At 56.2% G+C, this 11,980-nt stretch carries 11 protein-coding genes and 1 rRNA gene; 7 read left to right on the forward strand and 5 right to left on the reverse strand.

What is annotated here, in order from left to right; genetic code table 11:
- Positions 1-96: ribosomal RNA gene (gene rrf, locus GDJ93_RS01785) — 5S ribosomal RNA — on the forward strand; the annotation flags it as partial.
- A gap of 130 nt (positions 97-226) precedes the next feature.
- Here rrf and GDJ93_RS01790 read toward each other — a convergent pair.
- Positions 227-694 (reverse strand): hypothetical protein, encoded by a 468-nt coding sequence (locus GDJ93_RS01790; RefSeq protein WP_152067536.1) that lies wholly within the window; start codon positions 692-694, stop codon positions 227-229.
- Positions 695-971: 277 nt separating this feature from the next.
- Here GDJ93_RS01790 and GDJ93_RS01795 point away from each other — a divergent pair, with 277 nt between their 5' ends.
- Positions 972-1,403, forward strand: coding sequence for an Hsp20/alpha crystallin family protein (locus GDJ93_RS01795; RefSeq protein ID WP_055310182.1), 432 nt, complete (start codon positions 972-974; stop codon positions 1,401-1,403).
- Positions 1,404-1,485: 82 nt separating this feature from the next.
- Here the strand turns inward: GDJ93_RS01795 and GDJ93_RS01800 are convergent, their stop codons facing one another.
- Positions 1,486-2,295: an MBL fold metallo-hydrolase gene (locus GDJ93_RS01800; RefSeq protein WP_152067537.1), complete on the reverse strand. Its 810-nt coding sequence runs from the start codon at positions 2,293-2,295 to the stop codon at positions 1,486-1,488.
- Positions 2,296-2,343: 48 nt separating this feature from the next.
- On the opposite strand from GDJ93_RS01800, the gene tilS reads away from it, so the two are divergent.
- The 5 genes from tilS (at position 2,344) to GDJ93_RS01825 (ending at position 9,079) form a co-directional block, all read left to right on the forward strand.
- Positions 2,344-3,882, forward strand: a complete 1,539-nt coding sequence (gene tilS / locus GDJ93_RS01805; RefSeq protein ID WP_193221414.1) for a tRNA lysidine(34) synthetase TilS — start codon at positions 2,344-2,346, stop codon at positions 3,880-3,882.
- A 147-nt stretch (positions 3,883-4,029) separates the two neighbouring features.
- Positions 4,030-4,578 carry a hypoxanthine phosphoribosyltransferase gene (hpt, locus tag GDJ93_RS01810; protein ID WP_022093938.1) on the forward strand — a complete coding sequence of 183 codons (549 nt, stop codon included), beginning with the start codon at positions 4,030-4,032 and terminating at the stop codon, positions 4,576-4,578.
- A gap of 61 nt (positions 4,579-4,639) precedes the next feature.
- Positions 4,640-6,718 (forward strand): ATP-dependent zinc metalloprotease FtsH, encoded by a 2,079-nt coding sequence (gene ftsH, locus GDJ93_RS01815; RefSeq protein ID WP_264297876.1) that lies wholly within the window; start codon positions 4,640-4,642, stop codon positions 6,716-6,718.
- Between the two features lie 189 nt (positions 6,719-6,907).
- The gene (locus GDJ93_RS01820; RefSeq protein ID WP_152067539.1) at positions 6,908-8,092 is read left to right on the forward strand and encodes a pyridoxal phosphate-dependent aminotransferase; all 1,185 of its coding nucleotides are present in this window, start codon (positions 6,908-6,910) and stop codon (positions 8,090-8,092) included.
- Positions 8,093-8,257: 165 nt separating this feature from the next.
- On the forward strand, positions 8,258-9,079 hold the full coding sequence (locus GDJ93_RS01825) for a phosphatase (protein WP_152067540.1): 822 nt from the start codon (positions 8,258-8,260) through the stop codon (positions 9,077-9,079).
- A 78-nt stretch (positions 9,080-9,157) separates the two neighbouring features.
- On the opposite strand, the gene GDJ93_RS01830 is transcribed toward GDJ93_RS01825, so the two are convergent.
- The 3 genes from GDJ93_RS01830 to GDJ93_RS01840 form a co-directional block, all read right to left on the reverse strand.
- Positions 9,158-10,957: a recombinase family protein gene (locus tag GDJ93_RS01830; protein ID WP_152067541.1), complete on the reverse strand. Its 1,800-nt coding sequence runs from the start codon at positions 10,955-10,957 to the stop codon at positions 9,158-9,160.
- Positions 10,958-11,020: 63 nt separating this feature from the next.
- Positions 11,021-11,308, reverse strand: coding sequence for a helix-turn-helix domain-containing protein (locus GDJ93_RS01835; RefSeq protein WP_193221415.1), 288 nt, complete (start codon positions 11,306-11,308; stop codon positions 11,021-11,023).
- Positions 11,309-11,466: 158 nt separating this feature from the next.
- Positions 11,467-11,805, reverse strand: a complete 339-nt coding sequence (locus GDJ93_RS01840; protein WP_152067543.1) for a helix-turn-helix domain-containing protein — start codon at positions 11,803-11,805, stop codon at positions 11,467-11,469.
- Positions 11,806-11,980: the final 175 nt, after the last annotated feature.

Here is an 11,980-nt window from a genome sequence, read left to right on the forward strand (position 1 = left end):
GGGCACGCCCGGTCCCGTTCCGAACCCGGAAGCTAAGCCCCATCGCGCCGAGAGTACTGCGGGGTCAGCCCGTGGGAGGCCAGGGCGCCGCTGACCGGTGGACGGCACCGAGCCGTACGCTTGAACTTAGAAGGGGGAGGCCTCGCGGCCTCCCCCTTTTTTGCGTTTATGGGGCGTAAATGACTCAATTACACCAGACGATCTTATCGTTTTTGGTATTGAGCCTTTATTTAAAGAAGATAAATCGAATAACAAGGGCAACTGCTATGGCCACAATGATCAAAAGCAGGATTGTCAGTCGATGCTGCTTGCGTCGTTTACTTGACGAAACGAAGATTGATTTTCCCTGTTTTGGCGTTTCGAGATAGCGAGCCGAATTCGTCAAGGTTTGCTTTGGTCGAGGACCTCTTTGTTGATGAGTGGCGGATGCTTTCATCGGCTCATCACTAGCTGCGCTGTTTTTAGATAATGGTGCGTCTTTCAGATATACGGGGTCTCCCGAGGCGACGCCCATATGTTTACGTCCCGTTTGGGCATCCTCGAGCGTTTGATATCGATTTCTCGTCACATACTCGGGCTCCGGATCATTAATGGGCTCTTGCGAGATGTGGGGGCGATGGAACCGTGGCGGCTGCGTGGAAGTATCTTCCCCCTGCGTCGGCATAAACATATTGTTCTGGTTTTGGTCGTCCATGATGCCCTTTAGCTCGTTACCAACAACGTGTACGCGCTCATTGTAAGCCCCTTGTTATTTGTAGCTGGGGACATACTCGGTATTTAAGCTCTGGTTCAAAGAACCTTAACCTTCCTAAAACCTGAGTCATACGCACTTAGATATGCTTATAGTACTGGACTCAAAAAACTTTATAGTCGATGTATATATGAGCACTGGGTGGGCATATATAAGAGCGTCAAAAGAAGTCCCAGTCACCTGGAAGATGACTCGGCAGTCCTATAAAGGAGTGGTAAACATGGCAAGCATGGTTCCTTATCGTTCGGTTTTTGGCGTTCGTCCCTCTGCAAGCTCGCTGTTCGATCTGTTTGATGATATGAGCGACCTAGCGAACAGCTCGATTGCCTCTAAGGCGTTCCCCGTTGACGTTGAGGATAAGGGCGATGGCTATGAGGTCAAGGCTTATCTGACCGGCGTCGCCAAGGACGATATCGATGTCGAGCTTAACGAGGGCCGTCTGTCCATTAGCGTGAATGTCGAGGAAGACGAGGAGAACGAGGGCAAGAACTTCCTGCAGAAGGAGTTCAGCTCGTACAGCGCGACGCGTGGCGTGTATCTTAAGGACGCTTCGAGCGAGGGCCTCTCGGCTAAGTACGCTGACGGCATCCTGACCGTTACGGTTCCCAAGATCGTCGAGAAGAAGAACGTTACGAAGATCTCCATCGAATAACTTCGTTGGTGTTCTTCGCTATTAAAAGACAACAAAAGGGGCTGGGAAGCGATTCCCGGCCCCTTTTGCTGTTTAGGACAGTCTATTGAATGGTTGCTGGCCGATACTGACTCGCAGAGCGTATCGAGAGTTTTCGCGATCCTTGGAGAAGGGTTGCGGAGCTGCCGACCTCGTCATCCAGGGTTGCGGCCAGAGCTTTGGCATAGCTTTTGACGGTAAGGCTCGGACGATTGTTATCTTGGCTGATATGCATGGCAATGAGTTGTTCGGTGCGATCGGTAACAAGTTCGCGCGCGGCTTCGGCGGCTTGGCCATTGGAGAGGTGTCCCCTTGCAGACAGGATGCGCTCCTGAAGAAAGCGGGGATATTCTCCCTCGCGCAGCATGGTCACATCATGGTTGCTTTCGAGCGCGAGGACTCGACAATCTTTGAGGGTGTTCATGGCTTGGCTCGATAGCTCTCCGGTGTCGGTAGCAAAGCCGATGGAATCATCGAGGGCGTCGAATCGAAAGCCGATTGGATTTATGACATCGTGTGATGTTGAGTAGGTTTGCACGTGGATGCCGGCAATGGATAGGGTGTCACCGGGGTCGAATTCCTCGACAGGCAGATGCGAAAGATTTTCTTTGCTCGAAAGTGTGCCCCTGCTGGCAAAGAGGGGACCGTGCCAGTGCTTGCACCAGACATCGAGACCCTTGATGTGATCGCTATGCTCATGAGTAATGAGAAGAGCCGAGACGTTGTCTGCCGAGAGTCCCAGTTCTGCCATGCGCTTTAATGTCTCGCGGCGAGAAAGACCGTCGTCAATCATGATGAGCCCCCGGGGGCCTTCGATGAGCGCGCAGTTGCCTTTTGAGCCGCTGCCAAGGATATGAAGGTGCAGACGAGACATAAGATTCCAAAGGATACAATGGGTGCGGACGAATAGAGGAGGAAGCAAATGCCTACGGTATCACAGCATTACGGACACCATGCCGTGCCCGGGGCAGTCGATGAGATCCGAACGAGGCAGCAGGCTGCTCCTGTCGTGCTCATGGTATCAGGCGGCGCGGACTCGACGGCACTGCTTCTTATGGCGTGCACATCAAAGCTGGATATCCAAGACGGGCGCGGTGTTGCCCCCATTGCTCGCGAGCGCCTGCATGTGCTGCATGTAAACCATCATCTGCGCGGCAAGGCGTCCGATGGCGACGAGGCCTTTGTGCGTGAGCTCTGCGCGAAATATGGTTTACCGCTGTGCGTGGAGCACGCTTATTTTGATGGGGAGTCGGGCAATATTGAGGCCGCGGCCCGCGAAGTGCGCTATGCCGCGGCGCGGAGGTATGTTCGCGAGCTCTGCGCCCAGACGGGGGCACCGCGAACGGCGGCTCGTATCTGCACCGCGCACACGTCTTCGGATCGCGCGGAAACGTTTTTGATGAACGCGATTAAGGGTTCGGGGCCCGCTGGCCTATCGAGCATTCCTCGCCGGAGGAATATCGTGGTACGTCCCTTGCTCGACCTAACTCATGGCGAGCTCGTGGGCTATCTACAGGTACATGGTCAGCCGTGGCGTGAAGACGAGAGCAATGAGGATATCTCGTATCTGCGAAACTACGTGCGCCATCGAGTAATGCCAGTGGTGGCGCAGCGCAACGCGAGCGTCTGCAAGACGATTGGCGCCGCCTGCGAGATCTTAGGCGATGAGGACGCGTTTTTGTCTCAGCTTTCGGCACAGGCGTTTCGAAGCTGTTTGCGCAAAGAGGCAGCGGGTGCGCTGGTGCTCGATGCCAGGCGCATGGCTGCGGCCGAGGTGGTAATCGCGCGGCGCATCGTGCGACTGGCGATTAAGCGCATCGATCCGGACGCTCGTCCCGAGATGCGACATGTGGAGCGAGTCCTTTCCTGCGTTGCCGAGGGCACCGGCTCGGTCACGCTTCCGGCGGGGATTGACGCACGCATTGAGTTTGGCATGCTGGCGTTTAAGGCGCCGGCGGCTCGCGAGGGCCTGGTCGCGGACTGGGTTACCGTACCCGGTCGTTTGCCGTTGGGCGGGGGACGTATGCTGGTCACAGAACCGATGGCTGTTGAGCCGGGATGCGATATCGTGCGCCGCGCCCGTGAGCTTGCGGCTGCCGGGGAAGTGACAGCTTTGGTAGACGCGGCTGCCCTGGGTTTTGCCGACAGCGATAGCGAGCGGATCCTGGCGGGCTCGCGTGGCGAGATCCCTGCCGAGGCGCGATTGGCGCGCCTGTGGGTGGACGGTCCCGCGCCGGGAGACGTGATGTGCCCGTTAGGGATGAGTGGCCGAAGCAAGAAAGTATCCGATTTGCTAGGCGAGGCTCGCATTCCCGTTTCCGAGCGCGCCGGCGTGCCCATGGTGAGGACGGCGCCGGGGGGTGCCGTGGTGTGGGTCGCCGGAGTTCGCGCGGACGAGCGTTTTAAGTGCACGGCCGCAACGCGCGTGGCATATCTGCTCCGCGTGGTCGATGCGGAATAGCGTCCCACGCCTGCTATTCTGTGCGACGTTGACGGTATTCCCGCGCTGATGGCGCACGGGCTGGTAAATTTACCCCGTGCGCTGCTAGAATGTGTAGTTCGCGTCCATACGGCGGTGTGTGGGCGATAAGCACAAGAAAGGGTTGTCATGGCTTCTCAACATCCGGATATCGAGAAGGTTCTGTTCACGCAGGAGGATATCGACGGTATCGTCTCTCGCCTGGGCGAGGAGATTACGCGCGACTACGCGGGTAAGGATCTGGTGCTGATTGCGGTCCTGCGCGGCGCCGTGGTCTTTATGGGCGACCTGATGCGTAAGATCGAGCTGCCGACCAACATCGATTTCATGGCTGTTTCGAGCTACGGCGACGGTGTGAAGTCCTCGGGTATCGTGCGTATCATTAAGGACCTGGATATCGACATCCGCGGTCGCGACGTGCTGATCGTCGAGGACATTCTGGACTCGGGCCTGACGCTCAAGTATCTGATGAAGAACCTCGAGAGCCGCAAGCCCGCTTCTCTGGAGGTCGCCGCCTTCCTGTGGAAGGACGTTGAGGACCGCGTCTCGGCCATCACGCCCAAGTATGTTGGAACCCATTGCCCCGATGCCTTTGTGGTGGGCTACGGCCTCGACTATGCCGAGCGCTATCGCAACCTTCCGTATCTGGGCATTTTGAAACCGGAGGTTTATTCGTAAGATGCCCGACGACCGTAACGACAACAATTCCCAGACTCCCCGGGACCCAAAGATCTCGGGGATGCCCGGAGGCAAGAAGCCCACGCGTACGGGCTGGCTGTATTTTCTTTTGGCTTGCGCGCTCCTGGGCTATGCCTTCTTTAATATGGGTTCCGGCTTTGCCAGCTCCAGCAATACCGTTAAGCTCGCGACGAGCGAGATGGTCAGCGCCATCAAGCAGGATCGCGTCGAAGATCTGACCTATACGGTTCAAGACGGAAGCGTGACGGGTCATTACTGGAAGACAAAAAAGGACAAGGGCGATACGAGCGAGCTCAAGAGCTTCTCTTCGACCTATGTCGGCTCCGATTCGCTTGCCGAGCTTATGGCGGAGCACCCCGACACTAAGTACATCGTCAACACCAATGACCCCGATTTTTGGGGCGACTTGGCGATGAGCGTGCTTCCGACGATCGCCCTTATCGCCATCATGTTCTACTTTATGCGCCAGATGATGGGCGCCAACAACAGGAACATGCAGTTTGGCAAGACCAACGCCAAGACCAACGAGGCCACACGCCCCAAGGTCAAGTTTGAAGACGTTGCCGGCGTGGACGAGGCAGTCGAGGAGCTCGAGGAGATCCGTGACTTTTTGAGCGATCCGGACCGCTATCGCAAGCTGGGCGCCAAGATTCCGCGCGGCGTGTTGCTGGTGGGCCCTCCGGGTACTGGTAAGACCCTGCTGGCCAAGGCCGTTGCCGGCGAGGCGGGCGTGCCGTTCTTTAGCATCTCGGGTTCCGACTTTGTCGAGATGTTCGTGGGCGTCGGCGCCAGCCGCGTGCGTGACCTCTTTAAGGAGGCCAAGTCCCAGGCCCCGTCGATCATCTTCATCGATGAGATCGATGCCGTGGGACGTCAGCGCGGAGCCGGCTTGGGCGGCGGTCACGACGAGCGCGAGCAGACGCTCAACCAGCTGCTGGTCGAGATGGACGGTTTTGAGGAGAGCGAGTCGGTCATCCTGATCGCCGCCACCAACCGCCCCGACATTCTGGATCCGGCGCTGCTGCGTCCCGGTCGTTTTGACCGTCAGGTTACGGTCGACCGTCCGGATGTGAAGGGCCGCGAGCAGATCTTGCGCGTGCATGCCGAGAACAAGCCGATGGACGAGGACGTTAAGTTTGAGAAGCTCGCCCAGATGACCGTTGGCTTTACCGGCGCCGACCTGGCGAACTTGCTCAATGAGTCTGCACTGTTGGCTGCCCGCCGCCATCGTTCCGTGATCTCGATGGACGAGGTCGAGGAATCGATGGAGCGCGTGATTGCCGGACCGCAGCGCAAGGGTCGCGTGATGACCGAGGCCGAGCGCACCACGATTGCCTACCACGAGAGCGGTCACGCTTTGGTGGGCCATATCCTGGAGCACTCCGATCCGGTCCACAAGATCTCGATCGTCAGCCGCGGTCAGGCCCTGGGCTACACGCTGCAGCTTCCGCAGGAGGACCACTTCCTCAAGACCAAGAACGAGATGCTCGACGAGCTTGCCGTGTTCTTGGGCGGTCGCGTTGCCGAGGAGCTCATGTGCGACGACATCACGTCGGGCGCGAGCAACGATCTGGAGCGCGCGACCAAGATGGCGCGTGAGATGGTCACGCGCCTGGGCATGAGCGAGGAGCTTGGAACGCAGGTGTTTGGTGAGGCGCAGCATCAGGTATTCCTGGGCCGCGATTACGCTGATCACCAGGATTACTCCGAGGAGACGGCGCGCCGCATCGATATCGAGGTTCAGCGCATCATGCGCGAGGCCCATCGTCGTGCGGTCGAGATCTTGGATGCCCGTCGCGATCAGCTCGATTTGATGGCGAAGGTGCTGCTTGAGCGCGAGACTGTCGAGGGCGATGCCGTGAATGCCCTGCTCGACAACGAGTGGGATGTCTACCTTGAGCGCGAGGGCGATATCCTAGCAGCCAAGGAGGAGCGCAATGCCAAGGCGGCCGGCATGCCGTCCAAGAAGCGCGCGCCTCGTATGAGCGAGGAAGAGCTGGCGGCTGATGCCGCGGCCTTTGCGCAGGCGGCCATGCAGGAGGATGCCGAGGCCGCATCCGATGATGCCGCCGATGACCGTGCCGTCAATGCTGGTGCCGACACCGACGCCGACAAATAGCCTTTGTGGCGAAAGCCTCCGCGGGGAAACCTGCGGAGGCTTTTTCTTTTGAGCGATATGGGGCCGTCTGTTGATTGGGGACAGACTTAAATGAGCGTTTTCACGCATTTAAGTCTGTCCCCAATCAACATTACTGCGGCACTTTGCTCGGCTAAAGCGTACAATAGCGCCTATGCGAAAGGGGAACAGATGATCAACGAAACTATGTATGCTCGCGGTGCGGAAAGCTCCATCATCCGTGAGATTTTTAGCTATGGCCTTGAGCGCAAGGCGCAGATCGGTGCGGAAAACGTATTCGATTTTTCGCTGGGCAATCCGAGCGTTCCGTCGCCCGCTGCTGTGGCTGAGTCGATTAAGAAGGCCCTGGAGCTGCCGAGCGACCAGTTGCACGGCTACACGCCCGCACCGGGCCTGCCGCAATGTCGTGCCGCTGTGGCCGAATCGCTCAACCGCCGCTTTGGCACGAGCTATGAGGGCAAAGACGTATTTATGACGGTGGGTGCCGCGGCTTCGCTCACCTGCACGCTCAACGCCGTTACGAACCCGGGCGACGAGGTTATTGTTATCGCCCCGTACTTTCCGGAGTATCGCGTTTGGATTGAGAAGGCCGGCTGTACGTGTGTTGAGGCGCTCGCCGATGAAGATACGTTTCAGCTGAGCGTGGACAACGTGCTCAAGGCGATCAGCGATAAGACGGCGGCCGTCATCATCGACTCTCCCAACAATCCGACCGGTGCCGTATATACATGCGACACGCTGACGCGACTGGCCAATGTTCTGCGCGAGGCCAACGCTCAGCGCGATCCCGAGAATCCGATTATGCTCATCTCGGATGAGCCGTACCGCGAGATCGTGTACGGTGCCGAGGTGCCTTGGGTGCCCTCGATTTACGAGCACACCATCGTGTGCTACTCGTATTCCAAGTCGCTGTCGCTGCCTGGTGAGCGCGTGGGCTGGATCTTGGTTCCCAACACCAATCCGCAGGTTGCGCGTCTGATGCCGGCTGTTGCGGGTGCTGCCCGTACGCTGGGTTTTGTATGTGCACCGGCGCTCTTCCAGCGCGTGATTATCGATTGCATCGATGAGCCGAGTGATGTCGAGGCCTATGCTCGCAACCGCACGGCGCTCACCGACGCACTAGCGGAGTATGGCTACACCTATGTTGAGCCGGATGGCGCGTTCTACCTATGGGTGAAAGCGTTGGAGCCCGATGCGAATGCGTTTTGCGAGCGCGCAAAGAAGTATGAGTTGCTTGCGGTTCCCTCGGACAGCTTTGGTATGCCGGGTTGGTTCCGCCTGGGCTATTGCGTGAGTTACGAAACGATTGTCAATTCGCTACCCGCTTGGAAACAGTTGGCGGACGAGTATCGTTAAAAGTAAAGCGCTCTGCCTACAATGTTTTACGTGAAACGGGGTTTGGTGTTAAGCCAGGCCCCGTTGTCATGAACGTTGTGTCGTTGGGATGGAGTGGTTTTACGACTATTGAAGGCTATGCGTACAATGAATATAAGCGACGGCCGTGCCAGATAAGGAGACCTGATGCCCTACCTGCTTTCTTGTGACATTCATACCCATACGATGTTCTCTGCGCATGCATATTCGACCATTGAGGAGAATGTGTACTGGGCGGCAGAGCGTGGCCTGCAGGTGCTCGGATCTGCCGACCATCTGAGCTCTATGGTTACGGCTTGCCCTAATGACCTGCGCAGTTATCAGTTCTTTATCAACCAGGATATCTGGCCGCGCATTTGGAGCGGCGTGCTGGTGCTGCGTGGTGCCGAGGCCGATATCGTTTCGCTGGACGGAAGCCTGTTTGGCGAGGACACTCCTGTCACGCTCGATATTGCCGGCGATTCGTACAGCCGTCAGCATTCGCTGTTCGATTTGGTTACGCGTAATTTGGATTATTTGGTTGCAAGCGTGCATAATCCGCAGATTGCTGAGGGCGCGACGCTGGCCCAGACGACCGAGATGTATATCAATGCCCTGGAGCACCCCAAGGTGTTCATGCTGGGTCACACGGGGCGTTCGGGCGTGCCGTTCGATATCGACGAGGTGCTGTTGGCGGCTAAGGCCAAGCACAAGATTATCGAAATCAACAACCATAGTCTTGAACACGGTGTCGACACTGAGCATTGGGCCGTATGCCGCAAGATCGCCGAGCGCTGCGCCGAGCTGAGCGTGGGCATTGGCGTGTCGACCGATGCCCACATTGGCATGGCCATTGGCAAGCTCGATCACGCGCGCAAGATGCTCGACGAGATTCACTTCCCGCTGGATTTGATCGTGACGCGCGACCGCGAGACGCTGCTGCGCGAGATGGCGGCAGCCGGCGTGTGCGATCTGCGCAATGGGATGTAGCGGAGTTTATAAACCAAGCGAAGGGGGCGGCCCAGGCGGGTCGCCCCCTTTCTTGTCCCAAAAATCTACTGAGGTTGGTTAGCGGCGTTCGAGGACCGCTACGGTTTCAACGGTATCTTCGTCAACCCGAGATTTTTTCTCGGAAACATATTCTGTCGTTTCCAAGCGGTTGAACTCCTTGACGCCGAGTGCATCATAAGCCTCTTCGGGCAACGTAGGATAAAAGGATACGGGGCACTTGAAGCGCACACGCGTCACAATCGTGTCACCCTTCTTCGGGTTTGCGTCAGGATTTATCTCAACGCTATCCACTACCTGCCGCAGAATCTCCTTCTTACGCACAGGGTCATACTCGTCGAAATGCTCACGAAACTCGTCAAGCATCTCGTATATGCGAGCAGTCGTCACTTGCTTCTCCTTGGCGCTCTCCAGCTTCGAGTTTGCGTCATCGAACGCAGTCTCGATGTCTGCGTACTCGTCATATAGCTTATCGAGCCGCGCCTGCATATCCTCGTACTTACGCTCATAGCTACGGTCGGACACGTCCAAAGAATCGAGCTTGCGGGACAGCATGCGCCTTGCCGCCTTGTTGTTGTCCAGTGCCTTGCCTATGCGTTCCACGTCCGCTTCCAGCTTCTCAATATCCACAGCGGCATCAAGCTCGTCGCGCACACGCTCTTCGAATACATCGGAGTAGGCGGCATGTGCTATGACCTCGATTACTTCTCTGTCGATGTACTCTTGCTTGAACTGGCGGGTAAACGTGCAACTTGGCCCGAACTGTTTCTTGCTGTACTTGCAGGCGTACGCGTAGGTGGACTTGCCTACAGTCCCGTCCTTCTTTCGCTTTCCGTGTGAGACATTGGCAATCATCTTGCGCCCGCATACCGGGCAGATGAGCATTCCCGTGAGAAGATGCACGTGCTCGCCAGTCTTTGCTTCCGGGAACGGATGGGACTCCTCGGCCATGCGCTCCTGTGCCGCGTTCCATGTAGCCTCGTCAATGATGGCCTCGTGCTCTCCATCGTACACGTCATAATCGGACTGCTTAATCATGCGGTATTCGTTGCGCTTGCCCTTGACGGGTGTCGTCCTGCGACGTCCGTAAGCAATTTTTCCAATATATACAGGGTTGCACAGTACGTTCTTTAGAAACGTCGGGACAAAGTGCTCGTACTTGCCGTTCCCACGGACATTCTTACGGTATCCCTGCGCATTAAGCCAAGATGCGAGCGCCATAACGCCCTTGCCGTTCTTGGTGTACTCGCGGAATATGATGCGAACGATTTCCGCCTCGTCTTCGTCGATTTCCAGATGCCCCTTGCCCTTTTCGTCCTTGACGAGCTTATAGCCATAGGGGGCTTGTCCGCCATTCCACTTTCCCTCGCGGGCCTTCTGCTCGCGCCCAGCCATCGTCTGAACAAGGATGTTTTCACGTTCCATTTCTGCGAACGCCGACATGAACGCAATCATCATCTTGCCCATCTGGGCTTCGCTGTTGATGCCATCCTTGATGCAGACGAGGTTTGTTCCGTAATCCTGCATAAGCTGAAGCGACGAAAGTGCGTCTGCTGCGTTACGCCCGAAACGGCTCAGCTTGAACACAAGAACATAATCCGCGCGAACGCCGGATTTTATCTCTTCCATCATCTCTTGGAAGTGGGGACGCCCGGTGATGTTCTTTCCCGAATATCCATCGTCAATATATTCGTGCAAGATGCGCAGGTTATTGCGCTTTGCATAGTCGCGCAGGTCGTACAGCTGCGCCTCGATTGATTCTCCATTCTCCACCTGCATCTTCGTGGAGACGCGAACATACAGGAAGCAGGTTTTTGCCTTGTCGGCCACCCCCTCGCGTAATTCTTTATTTGTACTCATTAAAATCCACCTCGGTTATTGATTCATAAAGCCCGTCGCCCATAGAACGTGGAAGACTACTTGTTACTGTGTATCTGCCTGAGATTTAATAAGTGCTTTCAGCTCATCGTTTTGACGGTCGAGTGTGTCGATGCACTCTTGCAAGTATTTATTCTCCTGTTCGAGGTCGTACACCTTGCGAATAAGGAAAATCAGAAACGGAGCCGGCTTGCGGTCTCCAATCTCCCAATGTTGCAGCGAGCGTAGAGGGATTCCAAAATGCTCGCAGAACTCGGAGCGCTTCATACCGTACAGCTCGCGCATGTGTTTAAGCTCCTCGGCTGGAGTCATGCTGTCTGTGTTCTCATCCATTGAAATCACCTTCATTTATGTATATATTATGCGCCCAAACGTGTATTTTATCAATAGCCTGTGGGTGTATATAGGCAATAACAGCGACCTATGGGCGCACGAAAAAAGCCCGGCACCTATTCGTACCGGGCTTTCACAAGTCGAGGCTGTAAATCAATTCAATCACCCACGTGCTTATCCAGTGAAACCTTGAGAGCTTCGAGAGTATCAATAATCACATAGAGCTGCTCCGTCGTGCATGAATCAAGCAGATTCTGTATGTGTTCCGACGCAACCGTCTTGGAAAATCGTGGGGTGTCGTAAAGCAGAGCATCCGTCTGCACCGAAAGAGCCTCCGCAATGTTTACGAGAACCGGAAGGCTCAGCTTGGTGTTCCCGGTCTCGATGTGGCTCATATGCGTTGCAGAGATGCCAGCCTTCTCGGCAAGAGCCTCCTGCGACAGACCGCATGCCTTGCGATAGCGGCGTATGCGCTGTCCTATTTCGTAATATTTCATCCCTTCACCGCCCATACAATTCATCTACTTTTGAATCGTATGGAGAATGTGTGGATAATATAATAATCTGTATAGGCTATTTTCAGCCCATACACTTCATATTCTTCTGGCCCCGACATATCATTAGACCCGCATCCACTTCGATGCGGCGGGTGAGGCTAAAAATCTTAATCAT

It is taken from the genome of Collinsella aerofaciens, from assembly GCF_902501475.1.
Classification (GTDB): Bacteria; Actinomycetota; Coriobacteriia; order Coriobacteriales; family Coriobacteriaceae; genus Collinsella; species Collinsella aerofaciens_AL.